The 26,876-nt window shown below is 67.1% G+C and carries 25 protein-coding genes and 1 pseudogene; 9 read left to right on the forward strand and 17 right to left on the reverse strand.

Translation table 11 applies throughout. The features are described 5' to 3' along the window. Window positions 1-26: 26 nt before the first annotated feature. The gene (locus VMT65_RS05470) at window positions 27-908 is read left to right on the forward strand and encodes an SGNH/GDSL hydrolase family protein (protein WP_326306800.1); all 882 of its coding nucleotides are present in this window, start codon (window positions 27-29) and stop codon (window positions 906-908) included. A 3-nt stretch (window positions 909-911) separates the two neighbouring features. On the opposite strand, the gene VMT65_RS05475 is transcribed toward VMT65_RS05470, so the two are convergent. Then, window positions 912-2,879: a molybdopterin-containing oxidoreductase family protein gene (locus VMT65_RS05475; protein WP_326306801.1), complete on the reverse strand. Its 1,968-nt coding sequence runs from the start codon at window positions 2,877-2,879 to the stop codon at window positions 912-914. A 182-nt stretch (window positions 2,880-3,061) separates the two neighbouring features. On the opposite strand from VMT65_RS05475, the gene VMT65_RS05480 reads away from it, so the two are divergent. Both VMT65_RS05480 and VMT65_RS05485 read left to right on the forward strand, forming a co-directional pair. Continuing rightward, a complete protein-coding gene (locus tag VMT65_RS05480; protein WP_326306802.1) occupies window positions 3,062-3,481 on the forward strand; it encodes a hypothetical protein in 420 nt (139 codons plus the stop codon). Window positions 3,482-3,681: 200 nt separating this feature from the next. After that, window positions 3,682-4,479: a DUF6319 family protein gene (locus VMT65_RS05485; protein WP_326306803.1), complete on the forward strand. Its 798-nt coding sequence runs from the start codon at window positions 3,682-3,684 to the stop codon at window positions 4,477-4,479. A 69-nt stretch (window positions 4,480-4,548) separates the two neighbouring features. Here VMT65_RS05485 and VMT65_RS05490 read toward each other — a convergent pair whose 3' ends face one another. Next, window positions 4,549-6,084: a GGDEF domain-containing protein gene (locus tag VMT65_RS05490; RefSeq protein WP_326306804.1), complete on the reverse strand. Its 1,536-nt coding sequence runs from the start codon at window positions 6,082-6,084 to the stop codon at window positions 4,549-4,551. A gap of 272 nt (window positions 6,085-6,356) precedes the next feature. Between VMT65_RS05490 and galK the strand changes: the two genes are divergently transcribed. Beyond that, window positions 6,357-7,478 carry a galactokinase gene (gene galK / locus VMT65_RS05495; RefSeq protein WP_326306805.1) on the forward strand — a complete coding sequence of 374 codons (1,122 nt, stop codon included), beginning with the start codon at window positions 6,357-6,359 and terminating at the stop codon, window positions 7,476-7,478. A 93-nt stretch (window positions 7,479-7,571) separates the two neighbouring features. On the opposite strand, the gene VMT65_RS05500 is transcribed toward galK, so the two are convergent. The 6 genes from VMT65_RS05500 to VMT65_RS05525 form a co-directional block, all read right to left on the reverse strand. Next, entirely contained in the window at window positions 7,572-8,294 is a 723-nt protein-coding gene (locus VMT65_RS05500; protein WP_326306806.1) for a hypothetical protein, read from the reverse strand. 116 nt (window positions 8,295-8,410) lie between these two features. Further along, on the reverse strand, window positions 8,411-9,886 hold the full coding sequence (locus VMT65_RS05505) for a PepSY-associated TM helix domain-containing protein (RefSeq protein WP_442790176.1): 1,476 nt from the start codon (window positions 9,884-9,886) through the stop codon (window positions 8,411-8,413). 79 nt (window positions 9,887-9,965) lie between these two features. After that, window positions 9,966-10,487, reverse strand: coding sequence for a hypothetical protein (locus VMT65_RS05510; protein ID WP_326306807.1), 522 nt, complete (start codon window positions 10,485-10,487; stop codon window positions 9,966-9,968). A gap of 131 nt (window positions 10,488-10,618) precedes the next feature. Beyond that, window positions 10,619-12,280 (reverse strand): acyl-CoA synthetase, encoded by a 1,662-nt coding sequence (locus VMT65_RS05515; protein ID WP_326306808.1) that lies wholly within the window; start codon window positions 12,278-12,280, stop codon window positions 10,619-10,621. 198 nt (window positions 12,281-12,478) lie between these two features. Beyond that, window positions 12,479-14,140, reverse strand: coding sequence for an acyl-CoA synthetase (locus VMT65_RS05520; RefSeq protein ID WP_326306809.1), 1,662 nt, complete (start codon window positions 14,138-14,140; stop codon window positions 12,479-12,481). Between the two features lie 357 nt (window positions 14,141-14,497). Further along, the gene (locus VMT65_RS05525) at window positions 14,498-15,334 is read right to left on the reverse strand and encodes an SDR family NAD(P)-dependent oxidoreductase (protein ID WP_326306810.1); all 837 of its coding nucleotides are present in this window, start codon (window positions 15,332-15,334) and stop codon (window positions 14,498-14,500) included. 185 nt (window positions 15,335-15,519) lie between these two features. Between VMT65_RS05525 and VMT65_RS05530 the strand changes: the two genes are divergently transcribed. The 3 genes from VMT65_RS05530 (at window position 15,520) to VMT65_RS05540 (ending at window position 17,050) form a co-directional block, all read left to right on the forward strand. After that, window positions 15,520-15,780 (forward strand): hypothetical protein, encoded by a 261-nt coding sequence (locus VMT65_RS05530; RefSeq protein WP_326306811.1) that lies wholly within the window; start codon window positions 15,520-15,522, stop codon window positions 15,778-15,780. After that, window positions 15,777-16,151: a PIN domain-containing protein gene (locus VMT65_RS05535; protein ID WP_326306812.1), complete on the forward strand. Its 375-nt coding sequence runs from the start codon at window positions 15,777-15,779 to the stop codon at window positions 16,149-16,151. Before VMT65_RS05530 ends, VMT65_RS05535 begins: the two co-directional genes overlap by 4 nt. Window positions 16,152-16,243: 92 nt before the next feature. After that, window positions 16,244-17,050 carry an SDR family oxidoreductase gene (locus tag VMT65_RS05540; protein WP_326306813.1) on the forward strand — a complete coding sequence of 269 codons (807 nt, stop codon included), beginning with the start codon at window positions 16,244-16,246 and terminating at the stop codon, window positions 17,048-17,050. A 4-nt stretch (window positions 17,051-17,054) separates the two neighbouring features. Here VMT65_RS05540 and VMT65_RS05545 read toward each other — a convergent pair whose 3' ends face one another. From VMT65_RS05545 to VMT65_RS05585, 9 genes and pseudogenes are all read right to left on the reverse strand, one after another. Next, window positions 17,055-18,005 carry a serine hydrolase gene (locus VMT65_RS05545; protein ID WP_326306814.1) on the reverse strand — a complete coding sequence of 317 codons (951 nt, stop codon included), beginning with the start codon at window positions 18,003-18,005 and terminating at the stop codon, window positions 17,055-17,057. Window positions 18,006-18,092: 87 nt separating this feature from the next. Then, complete coding sequence (locus VMT65_RS05550; protein WP_326306815.1) at window positions 18,093-18,722, reverse strand: flavin reductase family protein; 630 nt, start codon at window positions 18,720-18,722, stop codon at window positions 18,093-18,095. A 69-nt stretch (window positions 18,723-18,791) separates the two neighbouring features. Then, window positions 18,792-19,283: a winged helix-turn-helix transcriptional regulator gene (locus VMT65_RS05555; RefSeq protein WP_326306816.1), complete on the reverse strand. Its 492-nt coding sequence runs from the start codon at window positions 19,281-19,283 to the stop codon at window positions 18,792-18,794. A gap of 687 nt (window positions 19,284-19,970) precedes the next feature. Further along, window positions 19,971-20,063: pseudogene (locus tag VMT65_RS05560) on the reverse strand (hypothetical protein); the annotation flags it as partial. Between the two features lie 149 nt (window positions 20,064-20,212). Continuing rightward, window positions 20,213-20,401 carry a hypothetical protein gene (locus VMT65_RS05565; protein ID WP_326306817.1) on the reverse strand — a complete coding sequence of 63 codons (189 nt, stop codon included), beginning with the start codon at window positions 20,399-20,401 and terminating at the stop codon, window positions 20,213-20,215. A 416-nt stretch (window positions 20,402-20,817) separates the two neighbouring features. Beyond that, window positions 20,818-21,300, reverse strand: a complete 483-nt coding sequence (locus VMT65_RS05570; RefSeq protein ID WP_326306818.1) for an NUDIX hydrolase — start codon at window positions 21,298-21,300, stop codon at window positions 20,818-20,820. Between the two features lie 62 nt (window positions 21,301-21,362). Further along, a complete protein-coding gene (locus VMT65_RS05575) occupies window positions 21,363-22,031 on the reverse strand; it encodes a YdcF family protein (RefSeq protein WP_326306819.1) in 669 nt (222 codons plus the stop codon). Window positions 22,032-22,169: 138 nt separating this feature from the next. After that, complete coding sequence (locus tag VMT65_RS05580) at window positions 22,170-23,399, reverse strand: acyl-CoA dehydrogenase family protein (RefSeq protein WP_326306820.1); 1,230 nt, start codon at window positions 23,397-23,399, stop codon at window positions 22,170-22,172. A 27-nt stretch (window positions 23,400-23,426) separates the two neighbouring features. Continuing rightward, the gene (locus tag VMT65_RS05585; protein WP_442790177.1) at window positions 23,427-24,815 is read right to left on the reverse strand and encodes an acyl-CoA dehydrogenase family protein; all 1,389 of its coding nucleotides are present in this window, start codon (window positions 24,813-24,815) and stop codon (window positions 23,427-23,429) included. Window positions 24,816-25,049: 234 nt separating this feature from the next. Between VMT65_RS05585 and VMT65_RS05590 the strand changes: the two genes are divergently transcribed. Then, a complete protein-coding gene (locus VMT65_RS05590) occupies window positions 25,050-25,304 on the forward strand; it encodes a hypothetical protein (RefSeq protein WP_326306822.1) in 255 nt (84 codons plus the stop codon). Between the two features lie 90 nt (window positions 25,305-25,394). Further along, window positions 25,395-26,876 carry a glycosyltransferase family 39 protein gene (locus VMT65_RS05595; RefSeq protein WP_326306823.1) on the forward strand — a complete coding sequence of 494 codons (1,482 nt, stop codon included), beginning with the start codon at window positions 25,395-25,397 and terminating at the stop codon, window positions 26,874-26,876.

Genomic DNA, 26,876 nt, shown 5'->3' on the forward strand with positions numbered 1-26,876 from the left:
TTGGGCTGATCCAGGGAAGAACAATGATGAGAACCTCGCGCGCACTGCTGACCGCCGCCTTGGCCGCCGTCCTCCCCGCCGCGGCCGCCCAGGCCGAACCGGTGTCCCCGGACGCCGGCCCGGCGGCCGTCAACGAATATGTGGCCCTGGGTGATTCGTGGGCCGCCGACGCCACCGTCACCCAGCTCACCACCGCGTTCACCCCCGCGATCTGCGTGCAGAGCGCCCACAACTACGCCAAGCAGGTCGCCGCGGCGCTGCACGTGCCGGTCTTCCGCGACGCCACCTGCGGCGGCGCGGTCACCGCGAACATGACCCAGCCGCAGAGCGGCAACCCGCCCCAGTTCGACCGGCTGACCGAGAACACCGACCTGGTCACCCTCGAAATCGGCGGCAACGACGCGGGTCTAGCGGCCACCGTCAGTGACTGCATCACCCTCGACCCGGCCGTCAGTCCGTGCCTGAACAAGCTGGTCGTGGACGGCGTCGACCAGATGTCGCGGCAGATCGCCAATGCCGAACCGCGGGTGGCGGCCACCATCGCGGGCATTCGCGAACGCTCCCCGCACGCGCACATCCTGCTGCTGGACTACTTCGAGGGCATCGGCCTGACCGGCGGCTGCTGGCCGGAGATCCCCATCTCCGATCCGGATGCGATCTGGTTGGGGCAGAAGCTGGTCGAGCTGCACGACATGCTTGCCCGGGTGGCCGACAGCACCGGCGTCGAGTTCGTCGACACCTACGACGGCAGCGCGGGCCACGACGCCTGCCAGCCCGTCGGCACCCGCTGGGTCGAGGGCCTGCTGCCGTTCTCCGGCAACCCGGTCGGCCCGGCCGTGCCGTTCCACCCCAACCAGCTCGGCGCGGACTACCAGGCCCGCAAGGTCCTCGAAACGCTCGGCGCCTGAGCCCTACCGGGTCCGCGGGGTGATCCGCACCCGGTTGTCGTGGAAGACCGCGCCGCCGCCGAAGTCCGAATCCCGTTCGGCGACGGTGGCGTTCACCGTCGAGCCGCCGGTGTGCTTGGCCCAGCGGCCCTTCTGGGTCGCGGCCACACCCGGCCGGACCATGTCGGAGACCTCGGCGAGCGCCTCGAACGAACCGCGGTCATTGGCCACCGTGACCGCATCCCCGTCGGCAATGCCGCGCGCGGCCGCGTCGTCCGGATGGATGGTCACGCGCGGTTCGCCCGCGCGCCTGCGCAATTCGGGATTCGAGCCGAAGGTGGTGTTGAGGAAGTAGTGCGAGGCGGCCGAGATGAGCACCAGACCGTCGCCCGGATCGGCGGGCGGGGTGTATCCGGCCAGCGGATCGTGACCGGCCCTGGCGGCGCGGTCGGAGACGAAGCGCAGCTTGTCCTTGGGCACCGGGCCGGGCTCGACCTTCAGGAAGCCCTCGGCGCGCAGCCGATCGATGTCGTACTGCTTCAGCAGCTGATTCGCCAACTCCTCGTCGGAGTCGTACAGCGCCGGTTCGGTCAATCCCATGCGCCGCGCCAGGCGGCGGAAGGTCTCGGTCGTGGGCAGGCATTCGCCCGGCGGGGCCACGGCCGGTTCGTTCCAGACCAGGTAGAGATTGCCGTACGCGGCAATGACATCCAGGTGCTCGGGCTGCATGGTGGCCGGGAGGACGATATCGGCGTAGTCGGCGGTATCGGTCGGAAAGTGTTCCAGGACAACGGTGAACAGGTCCTCGCGCGAGAGCCCCTCGATCACCCGGCGCTGATCCGGATTGGAACCGACCGGATTGGCGGCGATCACGAACAATGCCTTCACCGGCGGATCGTCGGTCTCCAGCAGCGCCTCGCCCAGCCGCGTCATGGACAGGGTGCGGACCGGATGCGGCAGCAGGTCGAAGCGCGCCACCGCGGGAACGTCGAGCTGGAAGTGGCCGCTGGTCGAATAGTGCAGCCCGCCACCGGGAATCGCCCAGTCGCCGGTCACCCCGGGCAGACAGGCCAGGGTGCGCAGCGCCATGCCGCCGCCCGCGTGCCGTTGGATGCCCTGCGACACCCGAATGGCGGTCGGTCGGGTACCGGCGATGCGTTCGCCCAGCGCCACAATGCGTTCCACCGGCAGACCCGTGATCTCGGCGGTGCGCTCGGGCGTGTACTCCTCGACACGCGAACGGAATTCGGGCCAACCCTCGGTATGCGCGGCCAAGAACTCGCTGTCGTGCGCGCCCAGTGACACGATGACGTGCATGAGTCCCAGCGCCAGCGCCGCATCGGTGCCCGGCAGCGGAGCCAGGTGCTCGTCACAGCGCTCGGCGGTGCGGGTGCGCACCGGATCGATGGCCACCGTGTACGCGCCGCTGTCCTGGATGAACTTCCACACGTGATGACCCGAGCTGAGCGGATTGGTACCCCACAACAGGATCAGCTTCGACTGCGCGAGATCCTCCGGATCCATGCCGCCCGCGGTGCCCAGGGTGTACTTCAGCCCGGTGCTGCCCGCGATCGAGCAAATGGTCGGATCGTGCAGGGACGCGCCGAGGGCATTGAAGAAGCGCCGCCCGGAAAAGCCTTCCAGGCCTTGCAGGTAGCCGAGGCTGCCGGTGCCGTGGAACGGCCAGATCGCCTCGCCGCCGAATTCGTCGACGATGCCGGTCAGTCGGGTGGCGATCTCGTCGAGGGCCTCGTCCCAGGTGATCCGCTCGAAGCGGCCCGCGCCCTTGGGGCCGACGCGGCGCAGGGGATGGGTGATGCGCTCGGGGGAGTGCACCTGCTCGAGGTACCGGTTCACTTTCACGCACAGCGCGCCGCGGGTGACCGGATGCTCCTTGTTGCCGCGCAGACCGACCGCTTTGCCGTCCTCGACATCGACGACCCAGGAGCAGCCGTCCGGGCAGTCGAGCGGGCACGCTCCCAAGACCTTCACGAACTCGATCGTAGGCAAGCGACCTGTCGGGCGCGAAGGCCGACGTTACGAGCGGTTTCGGTACGCGACACGCCAATCTCTCCGTGTGACGACACGCGGATGGGCTGGGGTAGTCTCGGCGCGCGGCTATTCAGCCGCAACAGTATTGCGGGGGCGGAAGTGCGCGGTGGAAACGGAGATTCATGATCACCTCCCCCGGCCGAGGAATCGTCGGTGTCGTCACGGGTTGCGTGGCGCTGCTGACCGGCTGCGGGCATGCGAACCCGGCCGATCCCGTCCATGCCAAGCAGTCCGGTGCCGTGCTGGGCGATACCCAGGAGATGCAGCGCAGCGCCTTCGTCACCGGGTGCGCGGGGACCTCCGCGGGCTGGCAGGCGACGGCGGTGGTGAGCAATCGCGATGTGGTCGAGCACACCTATCTGGTGGTCATCAGTTTCATGACGCCGGAGTCCGCGGACAACGAGCGCGATCTCGAGCGCACGCGCACCGAGGTGCTGGTGGCTCCCGGCGCGACCCAGGACTTCACCACCGAGACGCGGCTGGATCCGGTGACCCGTCCACAGACCGTGCGGTGTGTGCTGCGCGGGGTGGAACAGCTCTGAGCGAAACTTGCGTGGGGACAGGGGCGCACGCTTAGGATTCCTGCGCCGGTCGTGTTCGCTGGGCCGCACCTCACGGAATAGCCAAACGTTCACTGACCTGCGGGGCAGTGGTCTCACGGATTCTCCGGATGTGGATTTGTCGGTGCCATGGTGCATGCTCTTGGCACGCAGATGTCCGTCCGTCCGCCCGGAGTGCCCTCATGTCGACCCGTACCAAGCCACAGCCCTTGTCGGATACCGAGATTCGGCAGATCGCCGCGGCCATCGACGCGGGTCGGCCACCGATGGTGTGGTTCACCGCGGCGGCGGTTGGCGTACCGGAAGGTCGGTCCGGAAAGGTGATGTCCCTCGGTGATCCGTCCGAGGGGGATTTCCTGCAGGTGAAGCCCACGGGCTCGAAGGATGTGCTGTCCTTCGGTCCCACCGAGGTGACCCTGAACAAACCGGCCCGCCAGAACCCGACCAAAACGGCCAGTGCGTCATCGGCCGCGAAACCGACTGGAACTAACCCGAAACCGGCAACCAGGAAGGAATCCACCGTGACGATGTCGTCGCCCGTGACGTCCCCGACCGCGCCGAGCGTGCCGAGCGCCCCGAGCACCCCGCCCGCGCCGGAGGCGAAAGTCGAAGCGCCGCAGCAGCCCGCCGCGGACTCGGCGGCCGACGCCAAGCCCAGCAAGCCCGGCTCGCGCCCGGCCCGCAATGCCTCGAACGCCGCGGCCGCGAAGAAGCCGAAGGCCGCCGAGGTGACGGTCACCCTGAGCGGCACCGCCGACGGCGAGTGGACCCTCGATGTGGTGAACGGCAAGAAGCGCACCATCAAGGGCCTGCCGGTCGCGAGTTCCGCTGTCGCCCAGGCCGCCAAGATCCTGCACCCCGAATTCGCCGAGGTCGTCGACTCCATTCACGAGGCCGTCCGGCTGGCCCAGCAGGCCAAGGTGGAGCAGCTGCAGGCCGAACTCGAATCGGCCCGTCGGCTACTCGAGGACCTGGCCTGAGTCGCGGGTCCGTCCCGAGAACGCTTAGCGCCCAACCCCTTTCCGGGGTTGGGCGGCCGGGTCGTGCGCTCAGACCGCCGATTCCCGTTGCCAGGTGAGCGGTCCCGATTCCGGGCGGTTGCGGCGCAGATCGTCGTGGAAGATGTAGCCCAGGGAGTATTCCTTGGCGTGATACATGGCCGAATCCGCCTCGCGCAGTAGCTCGTACACGGTGGTCTCGGTTTCCCGGGGCCGGGTGCAGGCGACGCCGATGCTGGCGGCGATGCGCACCTCGGCCGCGCTCAGCTCGAAGGGTTCGCCGAGGGTGGCCAGGAGTCGCTCGGCCAGTTGGCGGGCCTGCTGCTGGGCGAGGGGGGCCAGCACCACGAATTCGTCTCCGCCGTAGCGGGCGGCCGCGTCGTCGCGGCGAATGACGCGGCGGATGCGGGCCGCGGCATTGGCGATCAACTCGTCGCCGACGGCATGCCCGTAGTTGTCGTTGACGCGCTTGAAGCCGTCGAGATCGATGAACAGCAGTGCCAAAGGCTGTCCGGCCCAACGGTCCCGATTACGATGCAGCGCCCGCAGCAGGGCGGCGCGATTCAGGAGGCCGGTCAGCATGTCGTGGTCCGCCTGATATTGCGCGCGCCGTTCGCTGCGGGCGCTGCGTTCGATGGCGCGTTCGCTGCGTAGCAGCACGCCGCCGAGTAGGAGCGCGAACAGCGAGGACACCACCACCCGGTCCAGGGTGTCGAGGGTGGAGCCCACCACCGGCACCAGCGAGGCCACGATCATGACGATGGCGATGATGCTGGCCCGCTGGCGGGAGCGGTGCGGGTGGATGTCGCGCGGCCCGCCCAGCACCACCATGCTCGGGTGCAGCGCGGCCGCGCCGATCAGCGTGAAGCCCAGTTGCAGTGGCAGCAGCTGGATCTGGCGGCCGATCACGGCCGAGCCGACGGCTTCCAGGTGGTATCCCAGGTCCCCACCCAGAATGACCAGCATGCCCAGGTGCACGAGCCGCAGTGAGGTTTCCGCGCGGGCCGAGGTGATGACCGAATGCACGATCACCGTGAGCAGCAGGGCGTCCACCACCGGATCGGCCATGCTGGTGATGGTGCCGAAGTGGATGCCGTGCGCCATGCGCAGCACCGGTGAGATGAGGAAGGTCCACGACAGCAGCAGCGCGCCCAGGCCGATGAGCCCGGAGTCCAGCAGCAGATCGTGGTCGGTGCTGTTCTGGCGCGGGCGCAGCCACAGCACGGCGGCGACGCCGACACAGCAGTATCCGAACAGGGTGAACAGATCGTCGAAGGGGTGTCGCTGGGATGCGGAGACGTGGCGCAGGGCGGTGCCGATGGCGAATTGCACGGCGGCGGCCGAGAGGAGATACCAGGGCAGCGGATGGCGCGGCCGGTACTTGCGGACGCCGCTGCCGATCATGGTGAGGCTGATGGCCACCGAGGCGAACAGGGTGCCGAGGGTCACCGCACGGGATTGGCTCAGCAGGGGGAGACCGAGAATGAGCACGCCACCGGTGAACAGCACGGTGCGCCAGCAGATTCGGTGGCGCAAGGGGGCCCGCTTCGAGACAGACCGTTCGGCCGGTTGTGCGTCTGTTCCCACCAGCCCCCCTTGTCCGAGCAGTACTCGAAAAGACACCGCCGATCATCAACCGTGTGTGTTGCGGTACGAGCATAGGTCCCCGCATAGCGGTGGCAGAGTGCCCGGTCGAGAAAGGCGCTGCCACGATTTGGGCAACCGAACCGATCATGACATGAAAACGCCCGCTCCGGAGCGGAGTTCGGCGAACCCGTAGGACCGCTTTCCGCGAGACTCGCTATGCTCCCTGCGAATCGAACCGGACGGCCTGCACGACTCTGCGGACAGGAGCCGACATGGCATCGAGCGCGGGACGCTGGTGGGCCCCCGGGCGGGTCAATCTCATTGGCGAGCACACCGATTACAACGACGGTTTCGTGCTGCCGCTGGCCCTGCCACTGGGCGTGACCTGCACCGCGGCCGCGCGCCCGGACGGTGCGGTGCGGGTGCGCTCGCATCAGGCCCCGCGCGACGAACTCGCCGAGATCGCCACCACGACCGCCGTACTCGCCACCGGCGGCTGGTCCGAGCTGCCCGCCTGGACGCACTATCCGCTCGGCGTGATTCGCGAATTCGAGCGCCGCGGCCACGAGATTCCCGGCGTGGATCTCGATCTGGACGCCACGGTCCCGATCGGCGCGGGCCTGTCCTCCTCGGCCGCGCTCTCGTGCGCGGTGGCGATCGCGGTGCGGGACCTGTTCGCGCCCAGCGTCTCCGACGCCGAGATCATCGATATCGCGCGGACCGCCGAGAATGTCTATGCGGGCGTGCCGACCGGTCTGCTCGACCAGTCCGCGGCCATGCTGTGCACGGCCGGGCATCTGCTGTTCCTCGATACCCGCACCGGGCGCGCCGAGCAGATCCCCTTCGACCTCGACGCCTTCGGATTGTCCCTGCTGGTGCTCGACACCGGCAGCCCGCATCAACTCGTGGACGGCGCGTACGCCGACCGCCGCGCCGAATGCGCCGCCGCCGCAGCACCACTGGGCGTTCCCTACCTGCGCGACATCACCCTCGCCGCCGAAGCCGACCGCCTCGCCGACCCGGTGCTGCGGCGACGCGCCCGGCACGTGATCACCGAAAACGCCCGTGTCCTGCGAATTGCCGAACAATTGCGCACCGGCGCGGATCCGCGCGAGATCGGCCCCGAACTCACCGCGAGCCACGCATCGCTCCGTGACGATTTCGAGGTCTCCGCGCCGCCGCTGGACCTCGCCGTCACCGCGTCGCTCGCGTCCGGAGCCCACGGCGCGCGCATGACCGGCGGCGGCTTCGGCGGCAGCATCATCGCCTTGGTCGACCGCGACCGCACCGCCACGGTTCTCCGGGCGGTGCGAGAAGCGTTCGCGGCCAAGGGCTTCGACGCACCCCGTGATTTCACCGTCGCCCCGTCGGCCGGTGCGCACCGCCTCGACTGAGCGAAATCGCCTGTCCCGCACCGCCGCGTCGACCGGCGCGGCGGCCCGGAGTCGTCCCGCCGCACGGGCGGAACGACTCCGGGCACGCTCCGCCTACTTCACGGCCGCGATGGACGGCTGGTTGATCGTGGTGAAGTACTGGACGGCGGCGGCGATGGCCACGGGGGCCGTCACGAAGAGCTGTCCGGCAATGGTGCCCAGGAAGCCGACGGCGGCCGCGCCGATGAGGCAGCCGGTGCCCGCCGCGCCGAGGAGCGGAACGAACATGGCGGCCAGCACGCCCGCGGAACCCAGGGTGACCAGGCCCGCCGCGCCCGCGGCGCCCAGCAGGCAGCCCAGCGCCGCGCCGCCGAGGCCGCCCGCGAGGGTGCCGATGGTGGCGCCCATGGAGACGGTGCTGGTCATGCGGTTCCAGGCGGCCTGCTCACGGTCGTAGTCCGACTTCCAGGGCGCGCTGTTCTCGAAGGGGAGGGCGACCGGCTGGTACACGGCGTGCGCGGCATCGACCTGCGGGGTGAGGACGGCGACGCGGTCGTGAATGTCGGCGGCGATGGGGAAGACGAAATCGTCCACCCGCAGCGACAATTCGGTGCCCGCGACGGTGGTGCCGTCGGCGGCCTTGATCTTCAGCACACCGTTGTCCACCACCAGCGACCCGGCATCGGTGCGGATGGTCAGGTCCCGCTCACCGGTGGTGGCGGTGTAGTTCACGACACCCGAGTCGGTCGACACGGGTGCGGCGTTCACGGTTCCGGCGCTGACTCCCAGGGCGGTCGTCACGAGGGCGGCGGACACGGCGAACTTGTTGAGCTTCATCAGGTTTCGTCTTTCGTCAGTGCGGGTCAGGGGCCGCACGAGGATGTGACCGGCCAGCGGCACGGCCGGAGGCCGTGTCGCTCAGCGGTTTTCGAATATCTAGGGTTTTCGGATGGCTAGGCGGCGCGCAGGCGGGCTCCCACACCCACCAGCACGTCGATCACCAGGAAGGCCAGCAACGGAATGCCGATCATGGGCGCGAACCAGCCGATCACCACACCGGCCGCTGCCAACGGCACGAGCAGGATCAGCGGGGTCTGTGCCAGCGCGCGGCGCGGGGCCTTGCCGACCGAGAGCGTGGACTCCTTGGTCGGGCGGCGACGCCACCACATGAGGTAGCCGCGCACGATCACCGTGCCCAGGCCGACCATGACCGCAAGCAGCAGTAGCTGATTGAGCAGCCCGAACATCAGGCCCATGTGGAACTGGATGCCCCAGTTGGTGAGTTTGGCCATGAGCGGCCAGTCGGCGTACGGCAGCTTGTCGGTGACATTGCCGGTCGCGCCGTCCACCGCGATGGCATCGCGGGTGTACTGACCCGGTCGGCGCAGCTCCTGCGCCACGAAGGCCATGCCGTCCTTGGCCGGAATGCCGATCTCCAGCGGCCCGGTCAGACCATTGGCCCGGGCGACGCCGTAGACGGTGTCGACCAGTCCGGCCTTGTCGGCCGAGGGCATGGCCATGGCCGCACCGCCGCCGTGGTGGTCGTGCTCGCCGCCCGCCGACATGGCCGGGCCGTCGGTGCCCGGCAGCTTGGCGCTGACCGCGGGCGTGGTCCAGCTCATGGCCTGCCGCAGCTGGGTCACGTTCTCGCCCGCGTACTTCGACCAGGTCATGCCGGTCGCCGACAGCAGGAGCAGCACCGGCAGGATCCAGACACCCACCACCGCATGCCAATTCAGCGTGCGCGCCCGCGGCCGTGACCTATCCGGCCGCAGCAGCCAGGCGGCCGAGCGCTTGTCGCGTCGCGCCCGCACCCGCCGGTACCAGAGCACCAGTCCGGCCAGCGCCACCAGCCACAGCCAGGAGGCCGCGATCTCGCTGTAGTAGCGGCCGAACGCGCCCAGGTGCAGATCCTTGTGCAGCTTGTCGATCCAGGTGCGCAGGGGCAGCGCACCCGAGCTGCCGTAGACGACGCTGTCGCCCACGGGCTGCGCGGTGACCGGATCGACGAACACCGCCCGCCGCTCGGATTCGCCCAGCGTCGGATCGTTGAAGATCACCCGCGTGGTGTCGCCGGTGTGCTGACCCGGTGCCACGGCCACCAGAGCCAGCGTCGGTTCGACGGTCTGCGCCGCGGCGATCTGCTCCTTCAACGGTTTGGCCGGTCCGGTCGAATCGGTGTGCAGCAGACCGCTGGAGGTGATGTTCTCCAGCGTCGGCGAGATCGCGTACAGCGCACCGGTGACGGCCGCGATCAGGATGAACGGTGCCACGAAGACACCGGCGTAGAAGTGCAGCCGCAGCATGAGCGCCTGAAAGGCATTGCCCAGCCCGCGTTTCGGAGCCTGCTCGGCGGGCGACGGCGGTTCCGTCTCCCGGGCAGGGGAGGGCGGCGGTGTCGAATCGACACCGCTGTCAGTGATTGTCACCAAAGGGTCTTTCGGGTTCGAGCGAACGCCCGGGCACGGACGAGAAAGGTCCGCGTGCCCGGGTGAAAAGGAAAAGAATTCAGACTCGAACGAGCGCGGGTGGACCGCGCAGATGACCGACGTCGGCCGCGAAGACCCGCAGCACGATTCGATCCCGGTGCTCGATGGGCAACAGCGGCGGCCCGCCGAGCACGGGAAGTGCGATGGGCACCGGCAATGCCCAGGACAGCACGGTGGTGCCGATCCGATAGGCGGCCTCCGCGCCGAGAATCACCACGGCCGCCGCACAGGCCGCCACGATGTGCGCGGCCAGCATGGCCGGACTCCACATGGAGGCATGGTGATGGGAGTGCATGCTGTGCCCCGGCGAACCCCACATCATGCTGAAGTGACCCAGCATCTGGCCGCCGATCAACGACACCACCAGACCGAGGGCGGTCGTGCGCAGCGCACGCACGCCGCTCACCACCGCGCCGACCGCGGCCGAGGCGGCGACCAGCAACGTCAACGGCCCGGACTCCAGGGGCGCGGCCCCCGAGACGAAGCCGTGCGCCGCGACCGCGAGCGCCCCCGAAACCGAACCGGCCGCCCCACCTCGCAAAACCGCAGCATCACTGCGGGAATGCGCTGTAGAGCGACCGGATCCGATATTCACGCGCTGATAATAACCACGGGTAACTTCACGGCGAATTCGTACCCCGCCGTTATCCGGCGGGGCGCGAACGGCTTTGGCTAGTTCTCCGTGACTTCCATCTCGATCAGCGGCTTGCGCAGCAGCTTTCCGGTGGCATTGCGCGGCAGTTCGTCGAGGAAGATCACCTCGCGCGGCACCTTGTAGCGCGCGAGATTCTCCTTCACATAATCCTTGATCTCCTGCACGTCGCGCTTGGAATCCGGGCCCGGAACCACAATGGCGCGCAGCCGCTTTCCGAAGTCGCGGTCGTCCACGCCGACCACGGCCGCCTCGAGAATGTCGGGGCGGTTGGACAGCAGGTTCTCGACCTCCTGCGGGAAGACGTTCTCGCCGCCGGAGACGATCATGTCGTCGTCGCGGCCGTCGATGAACAGCAGCCCGTCGGTGTCGAAGTGACCGACGTCTCCGGAGGACATGAGCCCGTCGACGTATTCCTTGGTGCGCCCGTCGGTGTACTGCTTGAACGAGTGCCCGTTCTCGATGAAGATCGTGCCGGTCACATTGGGCGCGGTGATCTTCTGCCGGTTCTCGTCGTAGAGCGAGATGCGAATGCCGACCGGCGGCTTGCCCGCGGTGGTCGGGGCCTTGCGCAGTTCGGCCGGGGTGGCCACGGTCATGACCGCGCACTCGGTGGAGCCGTACACGTTGTAGAGGGAATCGCCGAAGTAGTCGAGGGTGCGGGTGACCACGTCCGGCGGGATGGCCGAACCGGCGGCGAAGATGACCTTCAGCGTCTCGGCCGGGTTGTACTTGGCCAGGGTCTCCTCGGGCAGATCCAGAATGCGCTGCAGCATGGTCGGCACCACGGTCAGACCCTGCGCGCGGTACTTCTGAATATTGGCGAGGGTGCCCTCGGGATCGAAGCGCCGCTGCTGGAACACCACCCGGTTGCCCAGCGCCAGCGACAGCGTGAACTGCGACAGGCCGGTGGCGTGGAAGATCGGGGCGGCCATCACCACCGTGCTGTTGCGCGGCAACGGAATTCGATCCAGGAACTGCGCGGTAATGAACGGCGAGACCTTGTCGCGCGGCGCGCCCTTGGGGGTGCCGGTGGTGCCGGAGGTCAGGATGACCATGCCGCCCGGCTTCTCCGGAGGGGTCAGCGGGTCGGTGGGCTGTCCGGCCGAGACCGACTCGATGGTCGGGATCGACGGGTCGGCATTGTCCTTCTCGTCCACCCAGGTCAAAATGCGCGGAATCTCCGCCGGGATGGCCGACATCAGGTCGAAGAACTCGCTGTCGTGCAGCACCGCCTTGACCTTCTCGCGCTGCGCCACATCGGTGAACTGCGGCTTGGCGAAACCGGTGTTCATCAGCACCGCGCGCACGCCCAGCTTGCCCGCGGCGACCAGGCTCAACACCATGCCCCGGTGATCGCGGCAGAGCACGCCGACCACATCGCCCGGGCCCAGCCCCTGCGCCGCCAGCCCGCGCGCGAAGGCGTTCGACATCTGATCGAGCTGCTCGAAGGTCAGCTGACCGCCCTCGTCGACAATGGCCGCACCCTTGGGATTGGTATTGGCGCCATGCACGACCGCGCCCGCGAAGGGCCCGAACTTCAGCATGCTGATCGCCGACTTGGCCGCGATATCGGGCCGCAACGGATTGAACAGTCCCCCTCGGACCATGGCGTTGACGCTCAGCGCGGCATCACCCGCCTTGCGTAGAACCGAGCCAGCCGATGGAAGGGCAAGTGACATGGGTACAACCTTCCGCGATCCCGGACCGGACGAGTCGGCCCGACGGACCGCAACATCGAGATCCAGTGCGGTGCTAACCCTAGCAAGCACCGGCCGCCACGGTGTGGCCGAGGTCTCCGTTACCAGCGGTAACGAATAAAGGTCGCAGCTCGTGGCGGGGATCCCATGGTTGCCACCGTGTCGCGGACCAGTCGGTCTCTATTTATCGGGTGCTGGAGGCTCGTATTCGACCAGGACGCGGCGCAGGAGTTTGCCGGTCGCGTTGCGCGGCAGATCTTCGAGGAAGAAGACGTCGCGCGGGACCTTGTAGCGCGCCAGATTGGCCTTCACGTACGCCTTGATGTCGTCGGGCTTCAGCTCCGCGCCGGGCTCGGGAACGATGAAGGCGCGCAGTCGCTTGCCGAACTCGACGTCGTCCACGCCGACCACCGCGGCGTCGAAGATGTCGGAGCGTTCCAGCAGCAGGTTCTCCACCTCCTGCGGGTAGACGTTCTCGCCGCCGGAGACGATCATGTCGTCGTCGCGGCCGTCGACGAACAGCAGTCCGCGGTCGTCGAAGTGGCCGACGTCGCCGCTGGACATGTAGCCGTCGATGATCTCCTTGTGCCGCCCGTCGGTGTAGCCCTTGAACGGGGAACCGGAGCGAATGAAGATGCGGCCCTTCACGTTCTTGGCGCGAATGCGCCGACCGTCGTCGTCGAAGAGCGCGACCTCGCAGGTGGTGGGAGCCCGCCCGGCGGTGCCGGGGGCGATGGCCAGATCCTCGGGCCGGGCCACGGTGGCGACCGCGCATTCGGTGGAGCCGTAGAGGTTGTAGAGCACCGGGCCGAACACCTCGGCGGTGCGGACCGACAGTTCGGGGGACAGCGCCGATCCGGCGATGACAATGGCCTTCAGGCAGGAGGTGTCGTACTTGTCGCGAATCGTCTTGTCCAGCTCCACCATTCGATGCAGCATGGTCGGCACCGCCACCAGCATGTCGGCGCGGTGCTCGGCGATCAGGCGCAGGGTGCGCTCGGCGTCGAAGCGGCGCGCGGTCACCACCTTGTTGCCGAAAGCCGTTCCGGCGAGCCAGGTTCCGAATCCGGTGGAGTGGAAGATGGGGGAGACGATGACCATGGTCCCGCCCTGCGGGAAGTCGATGCGATCCACCATCTGCACCGTCGCGAGGGGTCCGGTGCGTTCGCGCGGCGCGCCCTTGGGCAGGCCGGTGGTGCCGCTGGTGAGAATGATGAATCCGCCGGGCTTCTTGGGCGCGGGCAGCGGGGTCTTGGCATTGGCGGCGATCAGGGCGTCCAGAGTTGTTGCGCCCTCGGGAATCTCGGTGCCCTCGTCGACCCAGGTGAGCACGCGCGTCAGGTCCGGCGGCAGCGCGTCGAGCAGTCCGAGGAACTCGCTGTCGTGCAGCACCGCCTTCACGTTCTCGCGCTCGCAGACCTGCGCGAATTGCGGTTTGGCGAATCCGGTGTTCATGAGCGCCAATCGGGCCCCGAGCTTGCCGAGCGCCACCATGGTGAGCAGCAGGCCGCGGTGATCGCGGGACAGCACACCGACCACGGTGCCCGGCTGCACGCCCAGCCGCTGCAATCCGCGCGCCACCGCGTTGGATTGCTCGTCCAGCTCCCGATAGGTGAGTTCGCCGCGTTCGTCGGCCACCGCGGGCCGGTCCGGCCACATGCGCGCCGCCCGGCGCACCGCGGTCGCCGGTGGCCCGAAGACCCTGCCCTCCAACGCCGTTCGCACCGTGTCGACCGGCCTGCGGGGATCGGTCAGCCCCAGTTCCCGCAGCCGTCGCAGTCCGCGCACCGCCTCCGCGGTGTGCGCCACGCGCTGCTGCGCCTTCTCCACTACCGAGGCCACGCCGACCACCTCCGAGTATCCGAGCCACCCGCCGCATGGACCCGACGGCGGGGTAGCGCCACCGTAACAGCGGTGTGTGAGCCGGGTTACAGAATTTCGGTCAGATGCGACATTGCTCCCGATTCGAAAGATTCCCAGGCCCTGTTAACCTCGGCGTCGCTCGTCTGTCATCCGGATCGTCCAGGCTGCGAGCTTCCAACCCCCGAAGTGATGAGGAACGTCCCCATGGAACTGCTTGCCGTGCTCGCCAACATCGTCGCCGCCATGAGCAGCGGAAGCGCCGCTCTCGCCGCGTAAGTAGGCAGACACTCGCGACAGCCCGCCGAGGGGGTTCGGCGGGCTGTCCGCGTTTCCGGGTCAGTTCTCGTCGAAGTCGGTGGCCAGACCCAGGTGGGCGGTGGCGTCGAGTTCGGCGGCCACGGTCGCCAGCTTGCCTCGAATGGCCTCGACCGCGTCCGCGCCCAGGGCCAACCGCAGCGGCGGATTCGGCTGGCCGACCACGGCCAGCACCGCGGCCGCGGCCTTGTCGGGGTCGCCGTTCTGCTGCTGGTCGGAGGCGGGCAGGCCGTCGCGCATCGCGCCGACCGTGTCGACGTAGTCGGGGATGGACGAGCCGATCGTCAGGGCGGCCGGCTTGGCGAAACCGGTACGGAACGCACCGGGTTCGACGATCAGCACCTGGATGCCCAGCGGATTCACCTCGCCCGCAAGGGCTTCGCTGGCCAGCTCCAACGCGCCCTTGGCCGCACTGTAGGCCCCGACGCCCGCGAACGACATGAACCCGCCCATGCTGGTCAGCTGGATGATGGTGCCGCCGCGGCGCTCCCGCATCTGGGGCAGGACCAGCCGGGTCAGGCGCAACGGCCCGAAGAACATGACCTCCATGGCGTCGCGCAGGTCGGCCTCGGTGGTCTCCTCGATCGCGCCGACAATGCCGTAGCCCGCATTGTTGACCAGGACGTCGATGCGTCCGGCCTCCTTCACCGCCCGCTCCGCCGCGGCCGGGTCCCGCACATCCAGGGCCACGACCTGAACTCGATCCGGGTGCGCGGCAACCACGTCGGCCATGCTCTCGGGCCGTCGCACGGCGGCGATCACCTCGTCGCCCGCGGCCAGCACGGCCTTGGCGAAGGCCGCCCCGAACCCACTGTTGGCCCCGGTGATCAGCCAACGACGGGTGTTCTCTGCACTCATGGTCGATCCTCCGTTCTGGACCGGACTCGCTACGGCCCGGTCGAGTGTCCATGGCCAGCATGCCCACAGACCCGATCGTTTGCCTACCGTGGCCGAAAGAGATTGCCGTAGATCATGATTGGGTTGCATCGCAGCTAGGAGAGCCTTCGGTATGACTCGGTCATACTTTGAGCTATCATGGTCGCATGGCAAAGATCACGATCAGCATCCCCGACGAGATCGCCGAGAAGGCCAACCGTGCCGTTGCCGCAGGTCTGGCGGGTTCTGTGTCCGCCTACTTCGCCGCGCTCGCGCAGCGTGAACCGGACTGGGCGGCCGCTGAGCAGATTTTGGCCGAGCTATCCGCGCAGGCGGGAGTGTCCGAGGCGGATCTCGCCGACGCCGATGCGGCGCTGGATGCCGCCGAACGTGCGGTTGCCGAAGATTCCTGCGGGGGTGCTGCGTGATCGTGCTCGACTCCGGCGGGCTGATCGGCCTCGAGAAGGACAATGCCAGAGCCGTTGCGATCGTTCGGCAAGCGCTGGCCCGAAAGCTCGAAGTCGTCATTCCCGCAACCGTATTGGCGCAGTGTTGGCGCAACAGCCCGCGCCAGCACGCGGTGTCGCGATTGTTGAAGGCGGACGCGGTGCGGGTCGCCGACCTGACCCAGGCGCAGGCGCTGGCGATTGGATCGTTGTTGGCCGTCTCTGGCACGGCCGATGTGGTCGACGCGCACGTTGTCGTTCTCGCCCGTTCGCTGCATGCGACTTTGGTGGTCACCTCCGACCCCGATGATCTGACCGCGCTGGATTCGCACCTCAGGCTTCACGTGGTCTGACCGGGTCCCGCGCGAGAAGGCGCGGCATCCGGTGTGGCATCGAACCGGCCGATCCCGACATCTGCCCCGCCCGTCGGCCGCAGAATCGAATGATGAGTGATCTCTTCGATTTCTCCGGGCGTACCGTGTTCGTGGCCGGGGGTACCAGTGGCATCAATCTCGTTGTGGCGCAGGCGTTCGCGCGGGCGGGGGCGTCGGTGGCGGTGTTGTCGCGGACGCCGGACAAGGTGCGGGCGGCCGTGGACTCGCTGGGGGAGTGCGGGGTGACCGCCTTGGGTTTCGCCGCCGACGTGCGCGATTACGACGCGGTCGCGCAGGGGATCGCCGCCACCTGTCAGGAGTTGGGTGAGCTCGATGTGCTGGTGTCCGGTGCGGCCGGGAACTTCCCCGCCGCAGCGGAATCCATGTCGTCGCGTGCGTTCGCGGCGGTGGTGGATATCGATCTGAAGGGGACCTTCAATGTCCTACGCGCGGCACGCGAGCACCTACGCACGCCGGGCGCGTCGGTCATCACTATCTCCGCACCGCAGGCGAGCATTCCCATGAGCCTGCAGGCGCACGCCTGTTCGGCGAAGGCGGGGGTGGACATGCTCACCAAGGTCGCGGCGCTGGAGTGGGCACCGGATGGTATTCGCGTCAACGCCGTCGTGCCCGGGCCGATCGAGGACACCGAGGGCATGTCCCGCCTGGCTCCCACGCCCGAATTGGCCGAGTTGGTCGCCAAATCCGTGCCGTTGGGCCGCTACGGCACGGCCCAGGAGATCGCCGACTGCTGCTTGTGGCTGGCCTCGGCGCAGGCGTCCTATGTCAATGGCGCGATCATCCCCGTCGATGGCGGGTGGTCCCTCGGCGGTGCGTCCGAGGTCTTCACCGCCATGCGAAACCTGCTGGTGGAGTAGGGATTCAGTGCCCGCCGGAGGCAATCTTCTTGGGGTCGATGAACGATTGCAGCGGTGACAGGTGCGTGTAGGTGTCGAGCAAGGCCCGCCCCAAGGTCGCGTGCGCCTCGACAATGGGATTCGTGGCCCCGTAATTGTCGGCGTCCGGCGCTTGATCGGCGAAGAACGAGTACACCACCAGCGGCGCACCCGCCTCGTCGAACATGATCCCCGTATCGTGCCGCTTGTCCTCGGACGCACCGTGTTTCGTGGCGAACCGGGCCCGCTCGTCCGACGACATGTTCCGCCGCACCCCGTCGGTGTATCCGACCGCCGACCACGTCATGATCCGCAGCACATCCTGCGTCGACTGTTTCGACAGCAGTGAGCCCGAGGCCAATCGGTACAGCAGATCATTGTTCTCCCGGGGCGTCGTATACCCCAGGTAGAACCGGCTGTCCCCGGCGATCGGCACCACTCGAGTCTGCTTGAACCCCAACCGATCCAGTGTGTCGTTGATCTGTTCCCCCGACACGAACCGCGACATCAACCGCACCGCGGTGTTGTCCGACACCTGCAACATGGTGGTCAGCAGATTCGCCACCGTCAGCTGGTCCCCGAACGCCGCCTGATTCAAATACAGCCCACTGCCCTCGGCCACCATATCGGCATCCAACGTGGTGGTATCCGACATCCGTAGTCGCCCGGCATCGACCTCGCTCATCACCGCCGTCATCACCGCCAGCTTCTGCACACTGGCCCCCTCGATGACGAAGTCGGCATCCTCCTCCACCACCGGCACCGGCTTCCCCGACCCCAGATCACTCACCAGCGAATGCCACCGCCCGCCAGCCAACTTCGTCCGAGCCCGATACTGCACATCGAACGCCGGTCCCACCACGGGCACCCCCGCCCGCGCCACCCCGCCCGCGCGCAGCATCCCCCCTGCCGCGATAACACTGCCCCCCAATAGCATCCGTCTACTGAATCCACGCACCGCCGAAACCTATCCGCGTATCTCGCATTTCAGCAACAAGATCCAGAAAACTCCCAGCTCGGGTGGTCAGCGCGCGGGCATCGCCTGCGGAATCCGCCAGGCTTTCGCCAATCGGGACGGTTGGAGTTGGTCTCCGCCGCCGAAGAATTCACAGAACTTCATGATCAGCGGATCCCAGCCCAGAGAATCGACGTGGTCCGTACCTGCGACGATCAGCTCCTCCTCGACGTGCGCCCGCACCACCCGAACGGTATGCGCGGTAGCGTGATTGCCCTCGTCGAACGGCCGCGCGTCGATCAACTCGCACTCGAGTTGAATCGGACACTCCGCAACCCTGACCGCCCCAACAACATCGGACGGCACCGCCGTGAGGTCGGCCGCCCCGAACTTGTCCGGCTCGTACCGATACCCCTTCTCGATTCGGTGCGGGGTCATCTCCTGCGAACCGGTCAGCAATGCCAGTCGATCAACGGCCCCCACCAGGGCCGAAGACGGCAAATTCAGCACACATTCACGCTCGCGCAGCAGGTTTCGCGTAGTTTGAGACGAGGTTCCCATGCCCAGCATGCATTGGTCGCCCAACCACCAAGCCGACGACATCGGGGCGAGATTCGCCGACCCGTCCGGATTGCGGGTGCTGATCAAAACAACCGGAGTCCCGAAGTAGAGAACCTTCAAATCAACAACTCGATGCATGCCCTCCACCCTCTAGCCCCCGGCGACCGGTTGCTGGCGGAAAACAGACACCGCGTCCGCCCGGGTGATCTACTTCGCCGCGATGAACCGCGCGCCCGGCCCAGGCGTGCGATGAACCTCCGAAGGGGCCAGATGCGTATGCCCCGCAGCACATTCCAAGACGACCCGGACCGGCTCCTCACATTCCGATCCGTCGCTGGACTCGTGCCGAATGATCACCGAAGGCCCCTCCGGATCGGCCAGATACTTGTCCCCCCACTCCAGTAGAGCGACCAGAGTGGGCCGCAAATCAATCCCTCGCTCGGTCAGCCGATACTCGTACCGCTGCCGCGCCCCCGGCTCCTGATACGGAATCCGCCGCAGCACACCGGCTTCCACCAAACTCTCGAGCCGACTGGAAAGCAGATTGCTCGCAATCCCAAGCCGATCCCGAAACTCAGCAAACCTCCTGGCCCCATCGAACGCCTCCCGCACGATCAACAACGACCACCGTTCCCCCACCACCGACAGCGCCCGCGCCACCGAACAGTTCACCGGATCAATCCGCCGCTCAACCTCCACGCCCCAACCCTACCCACCTAGGTTGACATCCTCCACCCAGCCCCCGTAGCGTCGATCCCACCTAAGTTTAAAAACTAAATCTAGGAGGCCAGCCCCATGCCCATGCTGGACGTCTACATCCCCGAAGGCATCTTCCCTGCCGCCCGCGAAGCCGCCCTAATCAACCAAATCACCGAAATCCTCATCCGCCACGAAGGTTTCGACCCAACAGACCCCACAACCCGCTCCGTTTCGTGGGCCTTCCTCCACCGCCCCGCCACCGTCTACATAGGCGGCGTCCCCGCCTCCGCCCCGTATTACAAAGTGGTCCCCTCCATCCCAGAAGGCCAACTCGACGCCAAAGCCCGCGAAGGCGTCATCCGCGAAGTCACCGAAGCGATCCTCGCCGCCGAATCCGGCGCCTGGCCCCAAGACCCCAACCGAATCTGGGTCTTCCCCACCGAAATCCCCGAAGGCCACTGGGGCAGCAACGGCACCATCACCCCCCCTCCACGAGATCCTCACCCGCCTCGGCGGCCACACCCCCGCCAAGGCCGCCGCCCTGGCAGCCCAACGCCTATCCGCCAGCCGCGCCGAACGCTTCCCCTCCTGACACCAGTCCGACACCCGGTGCACCGGACCGTCCAGATAAACAAAACCCGGCGCGAACCCAATTGCGGTTCGCGCCGGCCCATGCTGCAGCACTTACTACTTCAGCTTGTCACTCGACAGCCCCAGCGCCCGGCGAGCCACGATGAGCTGCTGGATCTGCTGGTTGCCTTCGAAGATGTCGAGCATCTCGCGGCCAATTCTGTTGATCTCCATCGATGTTCGTGATCGACGCGTGCTGAGCTGGGTGAGGATCTCTCGACATCTACCCGGTTCTGCCGTGTTTCAGGACTCCCACGGCCTGCGGACGGCCTGGTTCATTCGCTGCCTTGCTGCTGCCCCTACTGCGGGACTGATGGCTTGTGCTCGGCGTAATGCCAGCGGTCGCGGGCGAACACGGCGATGGTCTCCGTGTTGACGTCCTGGACATGGAGGATACCGTCAATGATCTTGACGGATTCTCCATCCTTGAAGTAGAAGTCTCGGCTAGTCCCCGAGCCTCCAAGCAGGGTGGTGACGGAGTATGCCATGCAATGTAATCGTCACTGAAGGCTTGCTGTTACGGCAGATAGGGGCTGCTCTGCCATGGATGGGGTACTTCCGGCGGAGGTCTGCCCCACGCAGGAACCCGAGCTGTCGACAATTCCTGCCTTAACCCTGGGGCTTTGATTCCTGCGTGGGTCGTCGGTATCCGACCATCCCCGAGCGCTCAGGGACGTCACATAGTTTGCCCGAAGTGTGCCTACGTCCGGCGTATCTCGTGCATTTCACAATTGCGTGGCGTGCCTGTCTGGGCCGTCTGCTTTGGATCTTCGCGCCTAGCTACCGAAGTGGTTGCGCGGATGGCTGTTCGAGGAGCCCTTGAACTTGGATAGGCAATGTCGATAACTGTGAACGACCACAGGTGGCCGAAGGCGCGGAGGGTGCGATTTGGGGCGACGGCCAGTTAGTGAGGTTCGGGGTCGATGTGGGGGTCGGGGTTGTTGAGTGCCCAGGCGATGCGTTTGCGTTGGCTTGGGTCCATGGTGAGGGTTGGAATCTGGTCGAGGGGGACCCATTTGACGGATGTGCTTTCGCTGCTGGCTGTTGGCTCGCCGTCGATGGGCTCGGCGCGATAGATGATTGAGAATTCCTGCCGCACTTCGTCGTTGCTTGTGTAGTGGATGACGTGTGTTGGGTCGGTGAAGATTCCGACGAGGCCGGTCAGTCGGATATTGACTCCGGTTTCCTCGGCGGTCTCGCGGATTGCCGTGCGGCTGAGGGATTCTCCGGGATCATGTGCGCCTCCGGGCATCGACCAGTTGCCGTTGTCGGAGCGGCGGATCAGGAGTACTTCGTTGCCGCGGCGGACGAAAGCTCCGGCGCTCGGGCGGACACTATTGGCGGTGGGTGCGTTCGGATCCTGGTGGTAATCGATACGGCGGCCCATGGGTGCAGGGTACTGGGCCTGACGGGGGCGTAGCCCCGAACGCGAGAGGCTGGTTCGCATTTCTACGCGGGGAGTAGGCGGCGGGTGAATCCGGCGTCCACGAGGCGCGAGTATGCGTTCCGTACGGCCTCGGGCACGTCTTGCTCGATGGCCCAGCCTTTCGCGGGATAGACCCAGATCCGCTGAGTATCGCCGACGAGCATGTTGATCACGCGTTCGGCGTCGCCAATGCTCGCGACATAATCGTCCAGGGCAAGGGGGAGGGATCCGCAGATTACCTCCACCTCGGGCCAGCGTTTGCGGCAGATGGCGTAGCTGCGGCGCTGCTGGTATGGGCGGGAGATCAGCATTACCGACTTGATCGAATCGAGGTAGCCACGCTCTTTCAACAAGGCGCGGGTGAAGTCGATGTTTTCGCCGGTGTTGGTGGCGTTGGGTTCCACCAGGATCGCGTCGGCGGGCACGCCGAGGTCGATAGCTCGCTCGCGGAAATGTACTGCCTCGCCGCGCGGGAAGCGGTCCACCGTGGTTGGTGCGTTTGCGCCGGTGAACACGATCAGCGGGAAGGTGCCCGCGCGATAGAGGTCTGCTGTGTAAGTGGCGACTCCGAAGTCGTGGCCGCCGAGGCCGATGCCGACATCGACGGGGTGCGGCTCGTGGTGCAGTTGGTTGTAGTTCCAGAGGATCTCGACATCGGAGCGGTGTTGCGGGGGCAGGGTCGTTGTCGGCATTCGGTTCTCCAGCGGGCAGTTCGAGGGTCTGGGTCTCCTCCGGAGTCGGCGTGCGCGCGAAGACCGTTTCCGACATGTGTAAACGAGAAACCGGTGCGAACCAGGGAGGCTCGCACCGGTTTTACGTTGTGCCAGAAACTACTTCAGCTTGTCGCTCGACAGGCCGAGGACGCGGCGGGCGACGATGAGTTGCTGGATCTGTTGGGTGCCTTCGAAGATATCCAGGATCTTCGAGTCGCGGCCCCACTTTTCCAGGAGGGTGCGCTGGGAGTAGCCCGTTGCGCCGGCGAGTTCGACGGCCTTGAGGGTGACGTCGGTGCCCATGCGGCCGGCCTTGGCCTTGGACATGGAGGCTTCCAAGGAGTTGGGCTTCTTGTTGTCGGCCATCCAGGCGGCGCGGAGGGACAACAGGTAGGCGGATTCCCAGTCTGCTTCCAGGCGGAGGAATTCGGCTGCGGCGGCGTGTTGGTTGTTGGCGGGCTTGTCGTAGGAGATTTCGATGCCGGCGTCGGTGAGGACCTTGCGGAGCTCCTCGAGGGCGGCGCGGCCGACGCCTACGGCCATGCCGGCGACGAGGGGGCGGGTGTTGTCGAACGTCTGCATGACGCCCGCGAAGCCCTTCTCCACGTTGACTTCCGGGGAACCCAGGATGTTGTCCTTGGGGATGCGGCAGTCCTCGAAGCGGATCTCGGCGGTGTCGGAGGCCTTGATGCCGAGCTTGTGCTCGAGGCGGGACACGGTCAGGCCCTTGGCATCCCGGGGGACCACGAAGGACTTGATGGCGGCACGGCCCTTCGAACGATCCACCGAGGCCCACACCACGATGTGGGTGGCGCGGGAACCCGCGGTCACGAAGATCTTGGTGCCGTTGAGAACCCACTCGTCACCGTCGAGGGTGGCGGTGGCGGTGACCGCCGCGGAGTCGGAGCCGAAGGACGGCTCGGTGATGGCCATGGCGGCCCACACCTTGCCGAAACGCTTCAACTGCTCGTCGGTGGCGACCGCGGCGATGGCCGCATTGCCCAGACCCTGGTAGGGGATCGACAGCATCAGGCCGACGTCGCCCCACGAGGTCTCGAGCGCGTTCATCAGCGCGGACATATTGCCGCCGTTGGTGTTACCCAGCAGCTCGGTGGCGTGCGCGTCCTTCTCGCCGTCGGCCGAGCGGCCGCCGGTGGCACCGGAGATCTGCTCGGTGCCCGAGTCGGACAGGCCCTCGACCATGGCGGCCATGGTGTCCAGCTCGACCGGGTACTCGTGCTCGGCGAGGTCGTACTTGCGCGAGACGGGACGGAAGATCTCCTGCGCGACCTGGTGGGCCTGGTTGGCGCTGGCCCGCAGCTTCTTGGGGAGTTCGAGATTGATCATGAGTGGTCTCTCCGTTGAGAAGTCGGGTCAGATGAGGACGATGCCTTCGGCAACACCGACACCGCGTAGATCGCGGTACCAGCGCTCGACCGGGTGCTCCTTGGTGAAGCCGTGGCCACCCAGCAGCTGCACGCCGTCGAGGCCGATCTGCATGCCCTTGTCGGTGGCCAGCTTCTTGGCCAGCGCGGCCTCGCGAGCGAACGACAGTCCCTGCTCCGCGCGTGACGCACCCCGCAGAGTCACGAGACGAAGACCGTCCAGTTCGATCGCCATGTTCGCGACCATGAACGCGACCGCCTGCCGGTGCGCGATCGGCTCACCGAACGCCTCGCGCTCCTTCACATACGGAATCACGTAGTCCAGCACGGCCTGACCGGTGCCGATGGCCAGCGAGGCCCAGCCCAGCCGGGCCAGCCGCACCGCGTCGGCGTACTCCTCGGCGCGTGCGGCGCCCTCGGAATCACCCAGCAGCGCGTTGGTCGGAACCGCGACATTGTTGAGCAGCAGGCGACCCAGGCCCGCGGCCCGCATACCCATGCTCGGATCCGCCTCGACCACAACGCCTTCGGTGTTCGACTCGACGATGAAGAAGGTCGGTCGGCCATCCAGCTCGGCGGCCACGATGAACAGCTCGGCGTCACCGGCGGCCGGAACCAGGGTCTTCACGCCATTGAGGCGGTACCCGCTGGGCGCGCGAGTCGCCTTGGTCCGCAACGCGAACGGATCGAACAGCGCCTGCGGCTCGGAGATGACGACCGACGCCTGCGGCACGTTCTCACCCGTGAAGGCGCCCAGGTAGGTCTTCTGCTGCGCGTCGGTGCCCCACTGCGACAGGGCGACCGCGACACCGCTGGGCGCCAGGATCGGCAGCGCCAGGCCCATGTCACCGTGCGAGAGCGCCTCGGCCACCAGCGAATTGGTGACCGCGCCGCGCTCGGACGCCGCGCCCTCGAGCTCCTCGGGCACATTGATCAGCGTGATGCCGAGCTCGGCGGCGCGCTCGAGCAGATCGCGCGGGGCCTTGGCGGCATTGTCGGCCTCGTACGCGGCCGGACGCAGGATCTCGGCGGCGAACTCGCGCACCGTCTCGACGATCATCTGCTGCTCGTCGGTCGGGGTGAGGTCGAAGTAGTCCTTCTTGCGAGACTCGTTGGCGGGCAGCCGCTTCGGCGCGCCGCCACCGGCGACCTTTTCGAAAACGCGAGTCGCTGCACCGAGCGTGCGGAAACCGGTCTTGGTGCCCTCGTAGGTGAGGCGCTCGATCGGCTTGCGCAGCTTGTACTTCTCGGCGAGTTCCGACCCCGTGATGGTCGTCATGACCCGCATCGCCGCGCCCATCCAGTCGCGTTTGACCGGGTTCAGGCCAACAGCGGAGGTGTCCCGCTTCGTTGCGGTGTCTCGAGTGCTCATAATCACCAGTTTTCTATCGAGGAGGTGGGTGATCCTGCCCAGCAATCTTACTCCTGAGTAAGACTATCTTACTTCAGAGTAAGAAGTGTCGTCGAGGGTTGTCGAATCGGCAGGTCAGCGCGGTGGTTCGAACTTACCGACCGGTACCCTCCAGTTCTAGTGAAACAAACCTGCTTCAGAAGAAGCCGGGCTGGGCTAGGGTGTCGGCGCATAACTCGCTCCTGATGGAGGTTCGTACATATGAAGATTGCGCTCGGAACCGCGGGCCTGATTGCCGCCGGTCTCTTCCTCGCCGCCCCGAATGCCAGCGCCGACGCGCTGCAGCTGCAGCCGATCGACGTGGGCATCACCGGATCCGGCATCGGCGCCGGCTCGGCCGCGGGCGGCTGCATCAGCGGCGTCGGCACCGAACTCGGCCTGGGCTCGGTGGGCGTCGGCTCGTCCACCGGCGGTCCGTTCCTGGACCTCGGCTCGGTCTGCGTCCCGCTCGGCTGACAGGCCAAGCCCGGCGGCGGGACCGCAGCCCGCGCCGGGTACCCGCTGAACCGGTGGCCCGGCCGCCCCGGAGATGCGACGATGCGGGGAATGGAACAGCGGCCGGTCAACGCTCCCCGGTGGCAACCTGCCACGGGCGGCGAAATCTACTGGATAGCGGCGATTTTCGCGGCTGCGCTCACCGCCGTATCCGGCCGGTACGGCTACCACCGCGACGAACTGTACTTCCTGGCCGCAGGACACCGACTGGACTGGGGATACCCCGATCAGCCGCCGCTGGTGCCGCTGCTGGCCCGCGCGATGTCGGCGATCGACCCGAATTCCGTCATGCTGCTGCGTCTTCCGGCGACCCTGGCCGCGACCATCGTGGTGGTCTGCGGCGGTCTCTACGCCCGTGAACTCGGTGGCGGGCGGGTGGCCCGAGCGGTCGCGGCCGGATCGGTCGCCTCGGCGGCGCTCTTGTCGGGAGCCGGTCACACCCTGAGCACCGCGGACCTCGACCTGGCCATCTGGTCGATGATCGTCCTGGTCGTGCTGCGTTTGCTCCGAACATCTTTCGAGCCACGCTGGTGGCTCGCCGTCGGCGTACTGGCCGGAATCGGAGTCCAGAACAAGGCGCTGATCGTGGTACCGCTTGCCGTGCTGGCGCTCTCGCTGCTGGCCGTCGGGCCGCGAGAAATCTTCGCCACCAAGTATTTCCCGGCCGCCCTCGTCATCGCGGCGCTGATCAGTGCTCCCTATCTGCTGTGGCAGGCGCGCAATGGCTGGCCGCAGTGGGCGTTGAGCCGGGCGATCGCCGGTGGGTCGTCGGGGAGCTCGAATACCCGAATCCAGTTCGTAGTCCTGCAATTCGGCCTGATCGGGGTGTTTCTGGTCCCGCTGTGGATCTTCGGCCTGTGGTGGCTGTGGCAGCGCTATCGGGCGTTCGCGCTCACCTACGTGGTCCTGTTCGTCGCCTACCTGATCATGGTCGGCAAGGCCTACTACCTGGGCGAAATGTACCCCCTCCTGCTCGCCGCCGGTGCCGTCGGAGCCGAGCCGTGGTTGCTGGCCCGCCGAATACGCCTGGGGACACTGGCTTTCGCCATCGCCTTGAACGCAATCTTCTCGGCGGTCGTCTTCCTACCGACCCTGCCCATGTCCGTCCTGCGCAACCCGTCACCGATCCTCGCCATCAACAAGGAGGCCGGGGAGACGGTCGGCTGGCCGCACTTCGTAGCCCAAATCGCCGACGTCCGTGCCCATTCCGCCCCCGACGCGGACATCCTCACCGCCAACTACGGCGAGGCCGCCGCCATCGAGCACTACGGAGCGCAATACCACCTGCCGACACCGCACAGCGTGCACAACGCCTACTGGTGGTGGGGTCCACCAGCCGACACGCACGAGGCACTCATCGTCGGAATCACCGCCGACCAGGTCGCCCGCTTCTGCGCCGACCCGCAACCGTTGGCCCGCATCGACAATGGCCTGAACATCCACAACAACGAGCAGGGCCGCGCCCTCACGCTCTGCCGTACCCCCCGTCACCCCTGGCCCGAAATGTGGTCGGCCATGCGGCGACTCGGCTGA

This window comes from Nocardia sp. CDC153 (genome assembly GCF_035818515.1).
GTDB lineage: Bacteria > Actinomycetota > Actinomycetes > Mycobacteriales > Mycobacteriaceae > Nocardia.